We start from the raw sequence: 18,483 nt of genomic DNA, 5'->3' as shown, positions 1-18,483 counted from the left end.
TCTCCAAAGGGGTGGAAGCACACTCGCCATCAAAGCACGGGACGAGGCAGGCCGATTTGATCTGTCTCATGCGCGTTTGCGGATTTTGATTGAGCGAGATCAATTCGTCGCGCGCGTACTTCGCGCAAATGTTGCTCTCAGCCTGGAGGAGCCGGCATGGCGCGCGTCGCATTGGTTACGGGTGGGAGCAGGGGAATTGGCGCAGCAATATCGCGTGCCCTCGCTGCTGCCGGATGCCGGGTTGCGGCCTGCTATGCCGGAAATGCGGCGGTCGCCCGGTCGTTTCAGGATCAGACCGGAATTCCCGTATTCCAGTGGGATGTCGCGAACTTCCAGGCCTGTGCGGCCGCTGTCCGCGAGGTGGAAGCCGCGTTGGGCCCGATCGACATCCTGGTCAACAACGCCGGTATCGTGCGCGATGCCACGCTGCATCGAATGACCAAGCCGCAATGGGACGCGGTGATCCGAACCGATCTCGATTCGCTGTTCAACATGTGCCGGCCACTCATCGAGGGCATGCGGGCGCGCAAGTTCGGGCGGATCATCAACATCTCGTCGATCAATGGCCAGAAGGGCCAGATCGGCCAGACGAACTATGCCGCGGCGAAGGCCGCCGAGCTCGGCTTCACCCGCGCGCTCGCGCTCGAAAGCGCGCGGTTCGGAATCACGGTCAATGCGGTCTGTCCCGGTTACATCAGCACCGAGATGCTGGCCACGGTGCCGACCGACGTCATGCAGAACTCCATTCTGCCGCAGATTCCGGTCGGGCGGCTGGGGCAGCCGGAGGAAATCGCCCGTGCCGTCGCGTTTCTTGCCGCCGACGAAGCGGGGTTCATCACCGGATCGACGCTGTCGATCAATGGCGGTCAACACATGTGCTGAAGGAGAGCGATGACTATGCTCGCAACCGATGTGATGCGCAGCTCGTTCGCGACGATCAAGCCGACTGCCACAGTGCTCAATGCCGTCGAGCTGCTGCTTGAAACCGATCAGCGCGGCCTGCCGGTGATCGACGACGCCGGCGAACTCGTCGGCATGGTTTCGGAAGGCGATTTCCTTCATCGCGATGAGCTGGGCATCAGTCCGCCGTCGGGAAACTGGCTGGAGTCTCTGCTCGGCATTGCGGAGAACACGCCTGAACGCGAACGCATGCGCACGCTGCAGGTCGGCTCGCTCATGAGCGGCTCGCCGATCACGGTCGATATCGAAGCATCGATCGAGGACGTCGTCACGCAGATGGACGTCTACAATGTCGCCCAGATTCCGGTGCTCTGCGCCAGAACCGTCGTCGGCATTGTCAGTCGCAGGGAGCTGCTTGCGGCACTGGCGCGCCGATTGAGAGGAGCAGAGAAAGCAAGCACCGGAGTTACATCATGAACGAGATGGCCCTGCAATCACATGCGCACGCCGTCGTCTGGATCGATCACCTTGTTGCGAAGGTTTTCGGCATTGGGTTGACAGGCATCAGCACGACGGCCGTCCATGCGCATTTGGCGTCGCAGCATCTGCATCACAGGGCGAATACGATCGGCGACGGCCGCGTCCAGGCCGACGCGACCTTCCTCGCGAGGGTGGGGGAGGCCGTGAGCGATTGCAGCGATCTGCTCGTCATCGGTCCGGGCATCGAGAAGGTCGAGCTGACGCAGTATCTCAGGGCGGAGCGGCCCGACCTCAACTTGCACGTTGAGTCGAGTGATCATCCGACTGACGCGGAGATCGTGGCGCTGGGTCGGAAGCGGTTCCACCTCGGAGACGAGCGATGACAGTGCAGGCAGTCCTCGACCAGCCCAGGTCTCCTGCCAACGACGATGTGACGGGTGCCGGAACGCCTGCTTCAGTGCAGCCTGAGAGCAAGCCGGTAGCGGGTACCGACTTGCTTGACCAACTCGTTCACGCGGCGATGGCGCGATGGACCGGGGGGCTTTCACCAGCCGGCCTCGCGCTCGCTTTCGCCGATTGGCAACTCCACCTTGCGGCCTCACCCGGCAAGCGGCTTCAACTGGCGCTGAATGCGCTGGCTGACGGCGCGCATTTCGCGCGCATGGTATCGACGCCCCATGCGGCGTGGCAGCCCTGGTTCATGGTCAAGCCTCAACCGAGTGACAACCGGTTTACGGGCCAGGATTGGACGTTGCCGGCCTTCAACGTCATGGCGCAGGCGTTCCTGCTGGCGGAGCAATGGTGGCATTCGGCGACCAGCGGCCTGCACGGTGTCTCGAAAGCAAATGCAGCGGTCGTGGATTTCACCGTCCGGCAATGCCTCGACGTCGTTGCGCCGTCCAACTTTGCGTTCAGTAACCCCGAGGTGCTGCGCGAGGCAATGGAGTCGGGTGGCGGAAACTTCGTCTCGGGCTGGCATAACTGGCTGGAAGATTGCAGAAATCTGCTGAGCGCCAAGCCAGCCGAATCCGTCCCCTTTGTGGTCGGCAAGGACGTCGCCGTGACCAAGGGCAAGGTCGTCTACCGGAATGAGCTGATGGAGCTCATCCAGTACGCGCCTGCAACAGCCGACGTTTGCCCGGAGCCGGTGCTGATCGTGCCGGCGTGGATCATGAAGTATTACATCCTCGATCTCTCGCCGCGGAATTCGCTCGTCCGGTTCCTGGTCGAGCGAGGCTTCACCGTGTTCATGATCTCGTGGCGAAATCCGGAGCCAGCTGACCGCGACCTTGGCTTCGAAGACTACCGCAAGCTTGGGGTCGACGCTGCGATCGACGCGATCAATCAACTCGTGCCTGAACGCGCTATCCATGCAGCGGGCTATTGCCTCGGCGGCACGCTGCTCGCAATTGCAGCTGCTCGTCTGCAGAAGGAGCGGCCCGGCTGCCTGCGCTCGGTGACGCTGCTGGCGGCCCAGGTCGATTTCACCGATGCGGGCGAGCTGACACTCTTCATCAATGAGAGCCAGGTTGCGTTCCTCGAGGATATGATGCGGCAGCGCGGCGTGCTCGAGACGGCGCAGATGGCCGGAGCGTTCCAGTTGCTGCGGTCGAACGACATGATCTGGTCGCGCCTGATCCGCGACTATCTCATGGGCGAGCGAGCCGAACCGAGTGATCTGATGTCATGGAACGCGGACGCGACCCGCATGCCGTACCGGATGCATTCGGACTATCTGCGTAAGCTCTTTCTCAACAACGACCTCGCCGAGGGCCGCTACCTGGCGGACGGGCAGCCGGTGGCGCTTTCCGACCTTCGCGCCCCCATGTTCGTGGTCGGCACTGTCCGCGATCACGTCGCGCCCTGGCGGTCGGTTCACAAGATTCATCTGTTGGCCGATGCCGATATCGCCTTCGTGCTGGCGAGCGGCGGTCACAACGCCGGCATCGTTGCTCCGCCGTCGGAGGAGGGGCGCAGCTATCAATTGTTGGAGAAAGCGGCGGACCAACCCTATGTCGGGCCCGACGAGTGGCTGCGCAAGGCGGTGAATCGCGACGGATCCTGGTGGCTGGAATGGGTTCGTTTCCTTACGGCGCATTCCGGGCCGTGGGGGCCGGCGCAGCCGGTGCTTCACGCGCCCGAGGGTCGATCGCCGCTTGGGGACGCGCCGGGGCAGTATGTCCTCCAGCATTGACGTCGCGCCGGCTTGATCTGTCGCAAATCCTCTCCGTCGCGAGCCGCTACGGTGAAAATGGTGCACCAGGTTGCAGCGAGGAAGCCATGAGTCTGATCCTTCGCGTTTTCTTCATACTTGCGGGATCTGTCACCGCGCTGTTCGTCGCACGCGATTCTCTGAACTTTGACGTCATGCAAATGTTCGTGGCGATCCTGCTCGTGATCGCGCTTCTGTTGGCCGGCAGCCTCTGGAGCCTGTGGCGGCAAACGTGACGGCTCGGGCTCGGTCGAAGGCCTGGAACTGTGGCGTCCGTCCTGGTGCGCTGGTATCAGCGCCATCCGCCCGTGATACTTGCAGTCGCACTTCACTTACGCGCCGGATCGGTGATGCAGCAGGGCTTGAAACGTCGGCGCGTGCGGCGTCCGATACTGGTCTGCCGCTTCATCAAATCGGCGCAGATCGTGTCGGTCCGGAACGGTATCGCCACGGGCCATCCACCAGCCAAGGGCCGGCTGTTCAGGCCGGCCCTTGGAAAGCAGATGGCGGATGTCGTCGACGCGTCCGGATGGAAGGGTCTACCGTCCTTCGAGCCTGGTAGGACCCCTGGTGATGTTCATGAACATCAGGGCTATAGCCGATGCGGCGGCAACAAATGTCGCGGTCCATCTGACGGTGGAGACGGCAAAGGCGGCGTCAAGCCGCCAGCTTGTTGGGACCGGCTCGGTCGAGGCAAGCGGTACCACATCCGGAAAGTACCAATTGCAGAATAGAGCGAGCACGACCGCGAGGATCGCGCTACCGACAAAGATGAAGGTCAATCGCCGTTTCATGGAACTCCTCCTGTCAATGAGGGAATGTTGCCAGACCTGACGGCGTCGACCAATTCAGGAGTTTCCCTTAGGCGACGTACCGCTCGCCCGGTCCGTTGGGGTCGCCGGCGGGCGGGACGTACTGCGTGCAAGCGTGGTGGAGGGCGTACCGGAAGCGTCGACGATATCCCAATCGATCATTCCGGTTTCGATGTTGTCTTGGATCAGGACGACATCGGACGTCGCGTCCGACGCATCGTCTTGGCGCGATGCCACGCGGTGCAGCCGTGTGCCACGTCCGGCGGTCAGGAAAATGCCGCGAAAGTCAACTTTTACGTCGCGAGCAACGGCTTTCGCGGCATCACGTTCCCCCGGTTTCAGGAAGGCTGCATCGAGTATTACCGAAACTCCCTGGCCTAATGTATGCGCGGCACGATCGAGCATGGCCTGGTAGACGCGGTCTGATGATTCGGGAGTGTAGGTCTCCGGCGGTAACGTGGCGTGCTCGGCGACGTGAAAGAGCTGCTTGCGAATGACATCCGATCGCAGGACCAGGGCGCCCGGGGGCGGCGCGATCAGATGCGCCATGTCGCGCGCCAGCACGCTCTTGCCGGTACCGGACTTCCCGCCAACTGCAAGGAGGCGGGGCGGCGCCGGTTCAATCAGCCGGCGTGCAAGCTGGAAATAGTGCCTCGCTTGGGCGGCGATCGCTTGATCGAGCTGATGTTGCCGTGCCCTGGTGAAGAGCACATTGGCGCGGATCGCTGCGCGTATCGACAGGAACAGTGGCAGCAAACACAACGCCCTCGATTGCGTGTCCCAGGCGCTTTGCATGTAGCTATTGAACAGCCTGTTGGCCGCGGTCTCCCGTCTGAAGTACAGCAGGTCCATCAGTGGAAATGCGAGGTCATAGAGGACGTCGGTTGTCGCGATATCGGGGTCGAACTCGATCGCATCGAACAGAACGGGCTCGCCGTCGAGCAGGACGATGTTGCCGAGATGTGCATCGCCGTGACAATGCCGGACTTGTCCAGCAACCGCGCGGCGGCGCAGGAGCTCAAGATTCCGAGCAAGCGATCGATGGCTTAACTCGTGCAATTCATCGATCTTCCCGCAGGAAAGAGCTGACTCGTTCCGAAACCGCTCGGTGTTGCGATCGATGATGACGGGGAGTGACTTGAGCCAGTGCGATCCATCGCTCCCAATCGCTTCTCGATGGGATTCGAGCAGAATGGCGGCCAGTCTTTCGCCCAGCTCCGGCCGGATTGCATCCCGCTCGGCGAGATGATCGAGCGTCTCGTTTTCGTCGAAGCGAGTCATTTCGACGGCCCATTCGGCGACCGGCCCGGATCCCCCGATCGCAAGACCGTCACGCCCGCGCGTGATCGGAACCACGCCGCGATAGACGGAGGGAGCGTGGCGCTTGTTGACCGCAATCTCATCCACGCAGGCGCGCCGCCGCTTCTCCAGTGTCGAGAAGTCGAGATAGGGCAGCTTGACCGCTCGCTTGACCTTCAGGACGCGTGAAGGTTCGAGAAAGACGATCGAACAATGGGTATCGATCCGCTTTACCGGCGCGTTCGGCTGGCCGGATCTGGCCAGGAAGGACAATACGGCAGCCTGGCCGGTCTCGCCCGCGACAGCCCCGGTTGATGATGCCGGCGTCATCATGGCTTCAAGACGGCTGCGCCGACGAGCTTGCCGTCTCGCAAGCGCGCAAGTGCTTCATTCGCCTGGTCCAGGGGAAAGACGGTGACGTGCGTCCGGATTCCGGCCCTTGCCGCTGTCTTGAGGAAGTCGACGCCATCTTGTCGCGTCAGATTGGCAACGGAGACGATCTGCCGTTCACCCCAAAGGATGTCGTAGGGAAAGCTCGGGATATCCGACATGTGAATGCCGGCACACACCACGCGTCCGCCTTTGCGCAGCGTGCGCAGTGCAAGCGGGACGAGGGGCCCGGTTGGGGCATAGATGATCGCGGCATCGAGCTCGGCCGGCGGCCGATCTTCCGAAGCACCCGCCCAGCATGCGCCGAGCGACAATGCCAGGCGCTGGGCCTCGGCGTCGCCGGCACGGGTGAAAGCGTACACATCGCGGCCTTGCCAGCGTGCCACCTGCGCGACGATATGTCCCGCCGCGCCAAAGCCGTAGATGCCGAGCTTGCGGCCGTCGCCGGCCATCACCAGGGAACGCCAGCCGATCAAGCCGGCGCACAGCAGGGGTGCCAGCTCCGCATCCTCGCCGTCTTCGCCGAGCGGAAAGCAGTAACGCGCGTCTGCCACCAGGTGCGTGGCAAAGCCGCCGTCCCGCGTGTAGCCGGTGAACAGGGGGGCGTCGCAGAGGTTTTCCTTGCCCTCCCGGCAGTAGGGGCAATGCCCGCAGGTCGATCCGAGCCAGGGAACGCCGACGCGTGCACCGAGATGCAGGCCGTCCACGCCTTCACCGATCGCCTCGATACGACCAACCACCTCATGGCCGGGAACGATCGGATAGGCGATGTCTGGCAGTTCTCCATCGACGACATGCAGGTCGGTGCGGCAAACGCCACAGGCGCCGACCTTGACGCGGACCTCGCCTGGTCCCGGATGTGGGTCGGGCCGCTTGGTATATTGCAGCCGCGCGTCGCGCGCGGGCAGGATCATGGCGTGCATGGCGGAACTCGCTTCGGTCTGTGCCACTCCTTTGATCACATGACATTGGTTGGGTTTTGATCCTGGTCAACGGCTCGGAGGCTGTTCCTGACTAGCTTCGACTTGCAAGCAACACGTAAGCAGGAGGTATTGATGGCTAATAACGTGATCCCTGTTGGAACCGAGCGCGCCTTGGCGCGGCGGGAAACCAATCCATTCACGTTTCTGCAGCAGGAGATCGACCGGCTGTTCGACGGCTTCGGCCGCAATTTTCCGGCGTTCACCGCGTCGCAGGCGATGATGCCGCGCATGGACGTCAGCGAAACCGACAAGACCGTCGAGATCTCAGCCGAACTGCCCGGCCTCGAGGCTAAGGACATTCAGCTCAATCTCGCCGACAACACGCTGACGATCCGCGGCGAGAAGAAGAGCGAGCGCGAGGAGAAGGACAAGGACTATCACCTGGTCGAGCGCAGCTTCGGCGCGTTCTCGCGGTCCGTTGCGTTGCCCGAAGGAGTCAAGGCGGAAGACGTCAGCGCCGAGATCGCCAAGGGTGTGCTCAAGGTCACGGTCAAGAAGCCGGCTCCCAAGCAGAGCAGGCAGATCGACATCAAGACGGCGGCGTAGCCGCCTTGCGGGGCGCGTCGCCCGTCAGGCAGCGACGCGTCCCCGAAATAACTATCCATCCAAAGGGGATCAGCCATGTACGAGTTTCTTCAGGAAACCGTTGCGAGCAACATGACGAGATCGGTACGAAGCGTCGCTCCCGAAATGACCGTCGGCGACTTGTACCGGTTGTTCGAAAAAGACGACTATGACGCCTATCCCGTGCTCCGCGACGATGTCGTAGTCGGTTTCGTCACGAAGCTGGACGCCCTGAAGGTGTTCGCCTGTCCGGTAGATCACATGCTGCCACGTTACGACGATCGTATGGGAACGACGGTCGATGAGATCATGTCATCCGATGTGATCGCGGTCGAGCCGGATACAAATCTGCAGCGCGTCTTGCAGCTGATGGTCGCGCATCGGCTCAAGAGCCTGCCGGTGATCGACAAGTATCACCACCTGGTCGGTATTATTGCTCGCGAGGACGTCATGCGGGCTCTGGCGCGCTGCACGAAGCGGCAGGCGCCTCCGCTCGTTCCCTGCGAGACTGTCCGATGTCTACGTTTGGCTTAGATCGGGTTCTTTCGCCCCGATCGGTCGCGCTTGTCGGTGGCAGTTCGCGTCCGTCTTCGCTCGGCTTGGCGGTGCTCATGAACCTCAAGGCATGCGGTTTTGCCGGCCGCATTGCCGTGGTCAATCCGAAATACACTGCGATCGATGGCGAGATTGCCTCCCCGGATCTCAGGTCACTTCCATTCGCTCCGGATCTCGTTGCGATCACGGCGCCTGCGGCCGCGATTCCCGGAATCATCTCGGACGCTGCCGCAGTCGGTGTCGCCGGCGCGGTGATCCTGTCCGCCGGCCTCGGGCATGGCGCCGGCTCGCTAGCCGAGACGGTTGCGCAGACGGCGCGCCGGCACGGCATACGTCTGATCGGACCTAACTGTCTCGGCGTCATGGTGCCGCGCGCGAAGCTCAATGCGAGCTTTGCCGCGCATCAGCCCGCCGAGGGGCGTCTTGCCCTGATCTCGCAGTCCGGAGCCGTCGCTGCCGCGATGATCGAATGGGCGGCAGAGCGGCGCCTCGGCTTCTCCGGCATCGTGTCGATCGGAGACCAGCTCGACGTCGATGTCGCCGATCTGCTCGACTATTTCGCGCAGGACGATCACACCAACGCGATCCTGCTCTACGTCGAGGCCGTCAGGGATGCGCGCAAGTTCATGTCGGCCGCGCGCGCCGCGGCGCGGCTCAAGCCCCTGATTGTCGTGAAGGCCGGTCGGGTGGCGCAGGGCGCCAGGGCCGCAGCCACCCATACCGGAGCGCTGGCAGGTTCGGATGCCGTCTATGACGCGGCGTTCCGCCGGGCCGGCATGCTGCGCGTGTACGACCTTCGCGAATTGTTCGACTGCGCCGAGTTGCTTGGCCGCGGCTTCGTTCCGCGCGGCAACCGCCTGTCGATCCTGACCAATGGCGGCGGGCTCGGCATCCTCGCGATCGACCGGCTCGTCGAGCTCGGCGGCGTTCCAGCAAGCCTGACGACGGAGACGATTGCGGCACTTGATCGGGTGCTGCCGCAAGGCTGGTCTCGCGCCAACCCCGTCGATATCTCCGGCGATGCCGACGCTGCCCGCTACGTGGCCGCGCTCGGCGCGCTGCTCGAGGACGCCAACAGCGACGCCGTGCTGGTCATGAACGTGGAAACGGCCGTTGCGCCGACCGAAGGAATTGCCGAAGCGGTGGCGCGATGTGTCGCCGACCGCCGAGCCAGGAAGAGCGAGGTAGCCGCACTGGTACTTGCGTCGTGGGATGGTGCCGACGCTCGCACCGCGGCGGCGTTCGAACGAGCGCGAGTCCCGCATTTCCCGACCGAGGATGATGCCGTACGCGCCTTCATGCATCTGGTGAGATACCGCGATGCTTCCATCGCGCTGGCCGCGACTCCGCCCAGCAGCGCCTCGACGTTTGCGCCGCGGACGGCGGCGGCGCGGCACGTGATCGCGAAAGCGCTGTCCGATGGGCGGGAATGGCTCGACCCGGTCGAGATCGTCGCGTTGTTTGAGGCTTACGATATTCCAATCGTCCCGACCGTCGTGGCCCGTGATGCCGACGATGCCGCGGACAAGGCAGCGCCCTTCCTGGCGCAAGGGCTTGCCGTGGCGGTGAAGCTGCTCTCGCGCGACATCAGGCACAAGTCGGACATCGGCGGTGTCATTCTCGGCCTGCGGACGCGCGAAAGCGTCGTACAGGCGGCCAGGACGGTGCTGGCGCGCGCCCGTGCCGCGCGTCCGGATGCCGCCCTGCAAGGTGTGACGATCCAGCCGATGATCGAGCGGCGGGCGGCACGCGAGCTGATCCTCGGCATTGCCGACGATCCGACTTTCGGCCCGGTGATCGTGTTTGGCCGCGGCGGGACCGCGGTCGAGGTGATTGACGACAAGGCGTTGGCGCTGCCGCCCCTCGACATGAACCTGGCGCGCGACCTCGTAAGGCGCACGCGGGTCTCGCGGCTACTTGCCGCCTATCGTGACGTACCCGCCGTTCCGGAAGATGTCGTCCCGCTCACCCTCGTCAAGCTGGCGCAGATGGCGGCCGATATTCCGGAAGTCGCAGAGCTCGACATCAATCCGATGCTCGCGGACGAAACCGGGCTGTTGGCGCTTGACGCGCGGGTGGCAATCCGCAAGCCGGCGCGGTTGTTTGCCGGCCAGACTCGTCTCGCGGTGCGGCCTTACCCGTCGCAGTGGGAGGGCGAGCTTGCCTTGCGGGATGGCTCGCGCGTCGTGGTACGGCCGTTGCGGCCGGAAGATGAACCCATGGTCGAGAGCTTCTTCAAGCGGGTGACCGCCGAGGATCTCAGGCTTCGCTTCTTTCAGGCGATGAAGAATTTTTCGCACGCGTTCATTGCGCGGCTGACCCAACTCGACTACGCGCGCGCGATGGCCTTTGCGGCGCTGGATCCAAACACGGGTGCCATGGTTGGAGCGGTCCAGCTTCATTCGGACTCGCTCTATGAGAATGCCGAGTATGCCATCCTGTTGCAGTCTGATCTCAAGGGCAAAGGGCTTGGATGGGCGCTGATGCAGCTCCTGATCAATTATGCCAAGTCCGAAGGGCTGAAGCGCCTGTCCGGCGAAGTGCTGGCCGAGAACACCACCATGCTGAGCATGTGCCATGAACTCGGGTTCACTGCCGCCACTGAACCTACCGACCACAGGATTGTCAACGTCGTTCTCGACCTCTCCCTTCCGGTGGCGGATGCCCTGGGTATCGACATCCTGATCCGGCCCAACGCGATCAGAGCGGCGTGACGGCGACGACACGATAGGGATGCATGCCATCCGCCTCATGGACGGAGACATATTCGCCGACCTGAAAGCGCTCGCTGCCGAAATGAAACCCGGCTTCATCGGCGGTCGCGCCGGCCACATCATAATGGAAGCGCCAACGGTTGGCCGGACCATGCACGAGATGGCCGAGTTGATCATCCTCGTCCGGCCGTTGGCGTACGACGCGGCAGGCGTCGCGATGGTCGTTCCAAGTCTCGATATCGATCCGCGATGCCGTATCGAGCGGGGCAATGATGATATATCCGATCGCGGACGCGCCCTCGGGGTGATCGTGCTCGCGGGCGCGCTCGAGCCGGACCTGCCTGAACGAGTGAGGCAACGCAGTGTTTTGCAATGGCTTGAAGGCGGCGCGATTCATCTGAAATCTCCTGAGCACGCCCGAGGCTGCCGGGCAATCTCTCAAATCATAAGACCACGGGTTGCCAAACCGTTGATCTCGGTCAAACACCATTGCGGTGGCCACTGCGAAGTCGATTGCGCTGGGTCAAACACAGCCGGCTCCAGCACCTTAGGGTGAGTTGCAAACTGGAGTCAGAATTTTGCTCAATGCCCCGGCCCTGATAGCGAATCCGAACGATCCGCGTGTGCTCACCGCATGTGGGGCCTGGAACGTTGCCAATGTCGAGGCATTGGAGCGACTGTGTGCGCACGCCGCACGTGCGGATATCGGCTCGATCGATGTGCGGCGTGTCACCGCGCTCGACACCGTCGGGGCCTGGTTGCTTGAAAGGCTGGCCCGTGGTGGCGCGACCAGAGCAGTCCTCACCGGCGCCGATGGTCCATATGGCGACTTGCTGGAAGAGGTGCGGGGGCTGAACCGTTCCGGCCCCGCCGAACGCAGATCGGTCAACCCCGTGCTGCAGAGGCTTGATCAGCTTGGCCGCGGCAGCAGGCGGCTGGCGTCGGATTCGGCGGCATTCCTGCATATGCTTGGCGCCTTCAGCGCAGCGCTGCTTGGCATTTTCAGGCATCCGCGATCGTTCCGATTGACGTCGACCGTCTATCAGCTCGGTCGGGTGGGCTGGCAGGCGGTGCCGATCATGGTGCTGATCACGTTCCTGATCGGCGCCATCATTGCTCAGCAAGGCATCTTCCATTTCCGCCGCTTCGGCGCGGAATCCTATGTCGTCGACATGGTTGGCATTCTCGTGCTGCGCGAGATCGGCGTGCTGATCGTGGCCATCATGGTGGCCGGACGATCGGGCAGCGCCTATACGGCCGAGATCGGCGCGATGAAGATGCGGGAGGAGATCGATGCGCTCAGCACCATGGGGCTCGATCCTGTCGCAGTCCTGATCCTGCCGCGAATCCTGGCGCTAGTGGTGGCGCTGCCGATCCTCGCCTTTCTCGGCTCGCTCGCGGCGCTCTATGGCGGTGGCCTCGTCGCGTGGCTCTATGGCGGGATGAGCCCGGCAATCTTCATCGCACGCCTCCACGACGCGGTTTCGGTCACTCATTTTGAGGTCGGCATCATCAAGGCGCCATTCATGGCGCTCGTGATCGGGCTGGTCGCGGCCGTGGAGGGATTGAGCGTCAAGGGCAGCGCGGAGTCGCTCGGACAGCAAACGACGGCATCGGTCGTGAAGTCGATCTTCCTGGTGATCGTGCTCGACGGGTTGTTCGCGGTCTTCTTCGCCTCGATCGGGATGTGACCATGGCCGACACGCCCGCGATCCAAATCCGCAACCTCGTGGTCGGCTTCGGCGAGAAGATCATCCTCGATCATCTCGATCTCGACGTGAACGACGGCGAAATTCTTGGCCTTGTCGGCGCGTCCGGCGGCGGAAAATCGGTGCTGATGCGGACACTGGTCGGCCTGCTGCCGAAGCGGAGCGGGCAGATCAATTTTGCGGACGACAGCGATGACGAGCGCCGCTGGGGCGTGCTGTTCCAGCAGGGAGCGCTGTTCTCGGCCTTGACGGCTCGCCAGAATATCCAGTTTCCGCTGCGCGAGTGCGCGCGGCTGTCGCCAGCGTTGCTTGACGAAATTGCGGACGCGAAGCTCGAGATGGTCGGCCTGACGCGCGAAGACGGGGACAAGTATCCCTCCGAGCTCTCGGGCGGCATGACCAAGCGGGTCGCGCTGGCGCGGGCACTGGCGCTCGACCCCTCGCTCCTGTTTCTCGATGAACCGACCTCTGGCCTCGATCCCATCGCTGCGGGAGAATTCGACGCCCTGATCCGGACGCTGCATCGGACGTTGCGCTTCACCGTGTTCATGGTGACGCACGACCTGAACAGCCTGCAAGCCATCTGCGATCGCGTCGCCGCGCTCGCCGATGGACGGATCGCCGCAATCGGCCGGCTGTCATCAGTTCTCAAATCCGATCACCCCTGGGTTCAGGCCTACTTTCATGGCGCCCGGGCACAGAAGCTGGGCCTCGGCAACTAGGCAGAGAGAGACGCATATGGAAATCCGCGCACCCTACATCATCGTTGGTGCATTCGTGTTATCGGCGATCGTCGCCGTGTTCGGCTTCGTCTACTGGCTGAACAATGTCGGGGGCATCGGAAAACGGCAGACATATCAGCTCGTTTTCGCCGATCCGGTGCCCGGGCTGCTGGTCGGGGCGGGCGTTCTCTTCAACGGCATCCGCGTTGGCGAAGTGACCGCGCTTGAACTTGTTCCGGACCGTCCACGCGAGGTTCACGCCACGATCGCGGTCGCCGAACGCACGCCGGTGCATACCGACACGCGCGTCGGCCTCGATTTCCAGGGGCTGACTGGGGTGCCGGTGATCGCGCTGGAAGGCGGCGATGATCCCCAGGCGCCGCCCCCGCGCGAACCGCTGGTGGCCGAAAAGGGGGCGGGACGGAGCATGACGCAGGCCGCGCGCGATGCGCTGCGCCGGGTCGACGCCGTCCTGTCCGACAACGCCGCGCCGCTGCACAGTACGATCGACAATCTCAGCACGTTCGCCGAAGGGCTCGCGCGCAACACGCCGAAGCTCGATGGAATCGTGGCCGGACTTGAGCGCATGACCGGCGGCGGTGCGCCCGCGCCGCGCAAGGTGGCATACGACCTTCACGCGGTGGACAGTTTCGGCGCGCAACGGCATCCGAATCTGCCCGAGCGACTGATCATGGCGGAGCCGACCGCGATCGCACGCTTGCAGACCCAGCGCTTCCTGTTTACTCCGGATGAGGAAACCCAGGGTTTCGAAGCTGCGCAGTGGAGCGACAGTCTGCCGGTGCTGCTGCAGGCGCGGTTGCTGCAGACCTTCGAGAATTACGACGTCGCGCATGCGCCACTGCGCGCCGACAGCGGCGCAGAAGGCGCGCCTCGCCTTCTGATCGACCTGCGCCGGTTCGAAATCGTGCAAGGAACCCAACCGCGCGCGACGATATCTTTCTCCGCGAAGATCGTGGATCAAAACGGTCAGGTCAAGGCTGCAAGGCTCATGGAGAGTTCCGAAGCAATCGGCTCGCTGACGCCGTCTGCGGCGGCCGCGGCGTTCGATCAGGCTTTCGGCGTCCTCGCGCGCGAGCTCGTGATCTGGGTGGCGGCGACGGACTGAGCCAGATCGTTGCTAGCGACCGGGGACCAGCAGGCTGCGGCAGTGCCGCGCAAGACTGATTTCCTCATTGGTCGGAATGACCAGGACGTCGACCGGGCTGTCCTTCGCGGCGATACGCTGTGCGCCCTGTACATTTGCGACCGCATCGATGCCGACGCCAAGCCAGGAGAGGCGATCGCAGACACGCTGCCGGATGTCCGGGGCGTGCTCGCCAATGCCGCCGGTGAACACCAGGCCATCGAGGCCGGCAAGGGTATTTGCCATCACGGCGACTTCTGCGGCGACACGAAATGTGAAGAGATCGACGGCTTCGCGGGCCTCGGGCTTTTGGCTCGCCAGCAGGGCACGCATGTCGGCCGACACCCCTGAGACCCCGAGCAGGCCCGAGCGTTCGTACAGCAAATGTTGTACGTCATCGACCGACATTTTCTCCCCCTGCATGAGATAGAGCAGCACGCCGGGATCGATCGTTCCACAGCGCGTCCCCATGACGAGACCGTCGAGCGGGGTCAATCCCATGGTGGTGTCGACGCTGCTGCCATTTTGCAAGGCGCAGAGGCTCGCGCCGTTGCCGAGATGCGCCACGACGACGCGCTTGTCCGCCCATTGCGGCGCGATGGCGGCGAGCTGGCTCGCGACATATTCGAAGGAGAGGCCGTGGAAGCCGTAGCGGCGGATGCCGCGCTCCTCGAACTGCCGCGGAATGGCAAAACGGCTGGCCGGCGGTGCCAGGTTGTGATGGAAGGCCGTATCGAAGCAGGCGATCTGGGGCAGCTCCGGCCGCAGCGCCTGCACCGCGCGGACCGGCGCCAGGCAGCGCGGCTGGTGCAGCGGCGCGAGCGGCGTCAACGCCTCCAGCGTGGCGATAGTCTGCTCTGTGATGACGACCGGCCGATAGAACGCCCGCCCGCCATGGACGATACGATGGCCGACGGCGGCGAGCCTGCCGCCGGCGAGATAGGCCTCGATCCAGGCAAATACGTCGTTGAGCAGGTCGTTGTCTTCCGGCGTGCCGCTCGTGCGATGCTTCTCGAACAGCTGCGTACCTGAGGCGTCGCTCACCACGACGCGTGGGATCTTCTCCTGCTCATCGAGCAAGCCCCTGCATTGCAGCTTCGGCTCAGCCGGCGTGATGTCGAACAGGCCGAACTTGATGCTGGACGAGCCGGCGTTGAGTACCAGGACGCTGTCGGACATGGACCGTCTCTCTCGCGTTCGCTGCCTCAGTCAACGGATTTGTGGTCGGTCGTGCCGTAGGGCCAGACCCAGTCACGGATCTGCGGCATGTCCTCGCCATGCTCGCGCACGTAGCGGGTGTGCTCGGTCAGCGCGTCGCGGAACTGCTGCTTGACGTGGGCTGCCGCGATGTCGAGCCCCGGCACGCGCTCGATCGCCTCGATGGCGAGATGGAAGCGGTCGAGGCCGTTCAACACCACCATGTCGAACGGGGTCGTGGTGGTGCCTTCCTCCGCGAAGCCCCGCACGTGCATTCCGTCGTGATTGGTGCGGCTGTAGGTCAGGCGATGGATCAGATAGGGATAGCCGTGATAGGCGAAGACGACAGGCTTGTCGCGGGTGAACAGGCTGTCGAAGTCACGGTCGGAAAGGCCGTGCGGATGCTGCTCCATCGGCTGCAGCGTCATCAGGTCGACCACGTTGACGACGCGGATCTTCAACTCCGGCAGCGCCTTGCGGAGCAGGTCGACGGCGGCGAGCGTCTCCAGCGTCGGAACGTCACCGGCGCAGGCCATTACCACGTCGGGCTCGGCGTTGGAGGGCTCAGTGCCGGCCCAATCCCATATCCCGATGCCGGCTTCGCAATGGGTGATGGCCGCACGCATCGAAAGCCATTGCGGAGCAGGCTGCTTGCCCGCCACAATCACATTGATGCGATCATAGGTACGCAGGCAGTGATCGCCGACACAGAGCAGGGTGTTGGCATCGGGCGGAAAGTAGACGCGGACGATATCGGCCTTCTTGTTGGTGACGAGATCGACGAAGCCGGGATCCTGATGACTGAATCCGTTGTGGTCCTGACGCCAGACATGCGAGGTGAGGAGATAGTTCAGCGACGCGATCGGCCGCCGCCAGGGCAGCGCGCGCGAGACCTTCAGCCATTTGGCGTGCTGGTTGAACATCGAATCCACGATGTGGATGAAGGCCTCATAGCAGGAGAAGAAGCCGTGGCGGCCGGTGAGCAGATAGCCTTCGAGCCAACCCTGGCACAGATGCTCGCTCAGGACTTCCATCACGCGGCCGTCATGGGCGAGGTGGACGTCGTAAGGCGCGATGCCTTCCATCCAGACCCGGTCGGTGGCCTCGAACACCGCGTCGAGCCGGTTGGATGCGGTTTCGTCCGGACCCATGATGCGGAAGTTGCGAGCCTCCGCATTCAGCTCCACGACTTCGCGCAAGAACTTGCCGAGCTCTCGCGTGGCTTCGGCGACGGTGTCGCCCGGAGCGGCGACCTCGACCGCATACGCACGGAAATCCGGCAGCTTCAGCTCCCGCTTCAGGAGGCCGCCATTGGCGTGCGGGTTCGCACCCATCCGACGGGCGCCTGCGGGCGCAAGGGCTTGCAATTCAGCTACCAGCCGCCCGTCTGCATCGAACAGGCTTTCGGGCTCGTAGCTCCTCATCCAGTGCTCGAGCAATTTCAGATGCTCGGGGTTGCCGCGCGGGTTGGCGATCGGCACCTGATGTGCACGCCAGAAGCCTTCGACCTTCAACCCGTCGACTTCCTTCGGTCCCGTCCAGCCTTTCGGGCTGCGCAGCACGATCATGGGCCATCGCGGCCGCTCAAAGCCGCCGGTCTGCTGGCGCGCGGCTCGCTGGATCGACCGGATGCTGCCGAGCGCGGTGTCGAGCGTATCGGCCATCAGGCGATGCATGGCGTGCGGATCGTCGCCCTCGACGAACAGCGGTTCGTAGCCGTAGCCCGTGAAGAGGTTGCGGACCTCCTCGTCATCCATTCGTCCCAGCACGGTGGGATTGGCAATCTTGTAGCCATTGAGGTGCAGGATCGGCAGCACTGCGCCATCATGCGCCGGGTTCAAGAACTTGTTGGAGTGCCAGGAGGCCGCCAGCGGGCCGGTCTCTGCCTCGCCGTCGCCGACGACGCAAACAGCGATCAGATCGGGGTTGTCGAACACCGCGCCATAGGCGTGAACCAGCGCATAGCCGAGCTCGCCGCCTTCGTGGATCGAGCCGGGCGTTTCCGGTGCGGCGTGGCTCGGAATGCCGCCGGGGAAGGAGAATTGACGGAACAGCTTGCGCAAGCCGTCCAAATCGCGCGTCACCTCCGGATAGAGCTCCGTGTAGGTGCCTTCGAGATAGGTGTTCGCGACCATGCCGGGGCCGCCATGTCCGGGACCGCAGATATAGATGATGTTGAGGTCGGAATTGCGAATTGCGCGATTGAGGTGAGCGTAGATGAAGTTGAGCCCCGGTGTGGTGCCCCAATGACCGAGCAGGCGCGGCTTGATGTGCTCCGGCTTCAGCGGCTCTCTCAGAAGCGGGTTCGCGAGCAGGTAGATCTGTCCAACGGAGAGATAATTGGCGGCTCGCCAATAGAGGTCGAGCAGCACAAGATCGTCCGCACGCGCTGGCTCGTTTGGAGTGGTCGCAGATTGCATGTCGTTCTCCCGGGATTCAAAGATGACCTCGGACGCCGCTATCGGTTCCACGTTAGAGGGCGAATATGACGGGAATGGCTTGAGCCAGCTCAAAGATGCACGCCAATTCGAGCCGAAACGGCAACGTTACCGACGACGTCGGTCAATTCCTCACGTTCAAGGAAGGAAGGCTCAATCGCTTGAAAGCGGAACCGGCTCCTTCGAGGTAAGCTCGCGCTCCCAGCAGTTCCGGCGATGGTTATCTCGGGGCCATCTGTGGAGGCCTTGCGTTGACCCGGAGTAGCGCGCCGCGCTCGTGAGCAATACGTGCTGCCTCAGGCTGTCCTGCCAATTTCTTGGCGTCATGCGGCGAGGCAAAAAGATGCCCGGCAAAAGCCGGGCA

At 63.5% G+C, this 18,483-nt stretch carries 17 protein-coding genes; 11 read left to right on the top strand and 6 right to left on the bottom strand.

Features of this window, described 5'->3' with window-relative positions:
- Window positions 1–156: 156 nt before the first annotated feature.
- The 5 genes from phbB (at window position 157) to ACVISU_RS13795 (ending at window position 3,828) form a co-directional block, all read left to right on the top strand.
- Entirely contained in the window at window positions 157–882 is a 726-nt protein-coding gene (gene phbB / locus ACVISU_RS13815) for an acetoacetyl-CoA reductase (protein WP_456707305.1), read from the top strand.
- 9 nt (window positions 883–891) lie between these two features.
- The gene (locus tag ACVISU_RS13810; protein WP_456707304.1) at window positions 892–1,377 is read left to right on the top strand and encodes a CBS domain-containing protein; all 486 of its coding nucleotides are present in this window, start codon (window positions 892–894) and stop codon (window positions 1,375–1,377) included.
- Complete coding sequence (locus tag ACVISU_RS13805) at window positions 1,374–1,763, top strand: hypothetical protein (protein WP_456707303.1); 390 nt, start codon at window positions 1,374–1,376, stop codon at window positions 1,761–1,763. The genes ACVISU_RS13810 and ACVISU_RS13805 overlap by 4 nt, the downstream gene beginning before the upstream one ends.
- The gene (locus tag ACVISU_RS13800) at window positions 1,760–3,574 is read left to right on the top strand and encodes a PHA/PHB synthase family protein (protein WP_456707302.1); all 1,815 of its coding nucleotides are present in this window, start codon (window positions 1,760–1,762) and stop codon (window positions 3,572–3,574) included. Before ACVISU_RS13805 ends, ACVISU_RS13800 begins: the two co-directional genes overlap by 4 nt.
- Before the next feature lie 86 nt (window positions 3,575–3,660).
- Window positions 3,661–3,828, top strand: a complete 168-nt coding sequence (locus tag ACVISU_RS13795; RefSeq protein ID WP_172803530.1) for a hypothetical protein — start codon at window positions 3,661–3,663, stop codon at window positions 3,826–3,828.
- A 303-nt stretch (window positions 3,829–4,131) separates the two neighbouring features.
- Here the strand turns inward: ACVISU_RS13795 and ACVISU_RS13790 are convergent, their stop codons facing one another.
- From ACVISU_RS13790 to ACVISU_RS13780, 3 genes are read right to left on the bottom strand one after another with little or no spacing between them, the layout of a single operon-like run.
- Window positions 4,132–4,386, bottom strand: coding sequence for a hypothetical protein (locus tag ACVISU_RS13790; RefSeq protein ID WP_050402647.1), 255 nt, complete (start codon window positions 4,384–4,386; stop codon window positions 4,132–4,134).
- A 54-nt stretch (window positions 4,387–4,440) separates the two neighbouring features.
- Window positions 4,441–6,033 carry a bifunctional aminoglycoside phosphotransferase/ATP-binding protein gene (locus ACVISU_RS13785; RefSeq protein ID WP_456707301.1) on the bottom strand — a complete coding sequence of 531 codons (1,593 nt, stop codon included), beginning with the start codon at window positions 6,031–6,033 and terminating at the stop codon, window positions 4,441–4,443.
- Window positions 6,033–7,016: a zinc-dependent alcohol dehydrogenase family protein gene (locus tag ACVISU_RS13780; protein ID WP_050402646.1), complete on the bottom strand. Its 984-nt coding sequence runs from the start codon at window positions 7,014–7,016 to the stop codon at window positions 6,033–6,035. Before ACVISU_RS13780 ends, ACVISU_RS13785 begins: the two co-directional genes overlap by 1 nt.
- A 132-nt stretch (window positions 7,017–7,148) precedes the next feature.
- On the opposite strand from ACVISU_RS13780, the gene ACVISU_RS13775 reads away from it, so the two are divergent.
- From ACVISU_RS13775 to ACVISU_RS13765, 3 genes are all read left to right on the top strand, one after another.
- Entirely contained in the window at window positions 7,149–7,622 is a 474-nt protein-coding gene (locus tag ACVISU_RS13775; protein WP_050402645.1) for an Hsp20/alpha crystallin family protein, read from the top strand.
- Between the two features lie 75 nt (window positions 7,623–7,697).
- On the top strand, window positions 7,698–8,174 hold the full coding sequence (locus ACVISU_RS13770; RefSeq protein ID WP_050402644.1) for a CBS domain-containing protein: 477 nt from the start codon (window positions 7,698–7,700) through the stop codon (window positions 8,172–8,174).
- Entirely contained in the window at window positions 8,156–10,909 is a 2,754-nt protein-coding gene (locus ACVISU_RS13765) for a bifunctional acetate--CoA ligase family protein/GNAT family N-acetyltransferase (RefSeq protein WP_456707300.1), read from the top strand. The genes ACVISU_RS13770 and ACVISU_RS13765 overlap by 19 nt, the downstream gene beginning before the upstream one ends.
- On the opposite strand, the gene ACVISU_RS13760 is transcribed toward ACVISU_RS13765, so the two are convergent.
- Window positions 10,896–11,306 (bottom strand): hypothetical protein, encoded by a 411-nt coding sequence (locus ACVISU_RS13760; RefSeq protein WP_050402643.1) that lies wholly within the window; start codon window positions 11,304–11,306, stop codon window positions 10,896–10,898. The genes ACVISU_RS13765 and ACVISU_RS13760 overlap by 14 nt on opposite strands.
- Window positions 11,307–11,532: 226 nt before the next feature.
- Between ACVISU_RS13760 and ACVISU_RS13755 the strand changes: the two genes are divergently transcribed.
- The 3 genes from ACVISU_RS13755 to ACVISU_RS13745 are packed head-to-tail and all read left to right on the top strand — an operon-like array spanning window position 11,533 to window position 14,466.
- The gene (locus ACVISU_RS13755; RefSeq protein ID WP_083992049.1) at window positions 11,533–12,600 is read left to right on the top strand and encodes an MlaE family ABC transporter permease; all 1,068 of its coding nucleotides are present in this window, start codon (window positions 11,533–11,535) and stop codon (window positions 12,598–12,600) included.
- A gap of 2 nt (window positions 12,601–12,602) precedes the next feature.
- Entirely contained in the window at window positions 12,603–13,340 is a 738-nt protein-coding gene (locus ACVISU_RS13750) for an ABC transporter ATP-binding protein (protein ID WP_456707299.1), read from the top strand.
- Between the two features lie 16 nt (window positions 13,341–13,356).
- Window positions 13,357–14,466 carry an ABC-type transport auxiliary lipoprotein family protein gene (locus tag ACVISU_RS13745; RefSeq protein ID WP_456707298.1) on the top strand — a complete coding sequence of 370 codons (1,110 nt, stop codon included), beginning with the start codon at window positions 13,357–13,359 and terminating at the stop codon, window positions 14,464–14,466.
- A gap of 12 nt (window positions 14,467–14,478) precedes the next feature.
- On the opposite strand, the gene ACVISU_RS13740 is transcribed toward ACVISU_RS13745, so the two are convergent.
- Both ACVISU_RS13740 and ACVISU_RS13735 read right to left on the bottom strand, forming a co-directional pair.
- Complete coding sequence (locus tag ACVISU_RS13740) at window positions 14,479–15,663, bottom strand: acetate/propionate family kinase (RefSeq protein ID WP_456707297.1); 1,185 nt, start codon at window positions 15,661–15,663, stop codon at window positions 14,479–14,481.
- A gap of 26 nt (window positions 15,664–15,689) precedes the next feature.
- A complete protein-coding gene (locus tag ACVISU_RS13735) occupies window positions 15,690–18,101 on the bottom strand; it encodes a phosphoketolase family protein (RefSeq protein ID WP_456707296.1) in 2,412 nt (803 codons plus the stop codon).
- Window positions 18,102–18,483 lie beyond the last annotated feature (382 nt).

It is taken from the genome of Bradyrhizobium sp. USDA 4452 (assembly GCF_054063575.1).
This window is presented reverse-complemented; position numbering and strand designations above follow the sequence as displayed.

Coding starts and splice junctions, on each gene's coding strand:
- ACVISU_RS13750 (WP_456707299.1), top strand. CDS start 12,603: ATGGCCGACACGCCCGCGATCCAAATCCGCAACCTCGTGGTCGGCTTC.
- phbB (WP_456707305.1), top strand. CDS start 157: ATGGCGCGCGTCGCATTGGTTACGGGTGGGAGCAGGGGAATTGGCGCA.
- ACVISU_RS13790 (WP_050402647.1), bottom strand. CDS start 4,386: ATGAAACGGCGATTGACCTTCATCTTTGTCGGTAGCGCGATCCTCGCG.
- ACVISU_RS13795 (WP_172803530.1), top strand. CDS start 3,661: ATGAGTCTGATCCTTCGCGTTTTCTTCATACTTGCGGGATCTGTCACC.
- ACVISU_RS13810 (WP_456707304.1), top strand. CDS start 892: ATGACTATGCTCGCAACCGATGTGATGCGCAGCTCGTTCGCGACGATC.
- ACVISU_RS13800 (WP_456707302.1), top strand. CDS start 1,760: ATGACAGTGCAGGCAGTCCTCGACCAGCCCAGGTCTCCTGCCAACGAC.
- ACVISU_RS13740 (WP_456707297.1), bottom strand. CDS start 15,663: ATGTCCGACAGCGTCCTGGTACTCAACGCCGGCTCGTCCAGCATCAAG.
- ACVISU_RS13745 (WP_456707298.1), top strand. CDS start 13,357: ATGGAAATCCGCGCACCCTACATCATCGTTGGTGCATTCGTGTTATCG.
- ACVISU_RS13735 (WP_456707296.1), bottom strand. CDS start 18,101: ATGCAATCTGCGACCACTCCAAACGAGCCAGCGCGTGCGGACGATCTT.
- ACVISU_RS13785 (WP_456707301.1), bottom strand. CDS start 6,033: ATGACGCCGGCATCATCAACCGGGGCTGTCGCGGGCGAGACCGGCCAG.
- ACVISU_RS13760 (WP_050402643.1), bottom strand. CDS start 11,306: ATGAATCGCGCCGCCTTCAAGCCATTGCAAAACACTGCGTTGCCTCAC.
- ACVISU_RS13770 (WP_050402644.1), top strand. CDS start 7,698: ATGTACGAGTTTCTTCAGGAAACCGTTGCGAGCAACATGACGAGATCG.
- ACVISU_RS13775 (WP_050402645.1), top strand. CDS start 7,149: ATGGCTAATAACGTGATCCCTGTTGGAACCGAGCGCGCCTTGGCGCGG.
- ACVISU_RS13765 (WP_456707300.1), top strand. CDS start 8,156: ATGTCTACGTTTGGCTTAGATCGGGTTCTTTCGCCCCGATCGGTCGCG.
- ACVISU_RS13805 (WP_456707303.1), top strand. CDS start 1,374: ATGAACGAGATGGCCCTGCAATCACATGCGCACGCCGTCGTCTGGATC.
- ACVISU_RS13780 (WP_050402646.1), bottom strand. CDS start 7,016: ATGCACGCCATGATCCTGCCCGCGCGCGACGCGCGGCTGCAATATACC.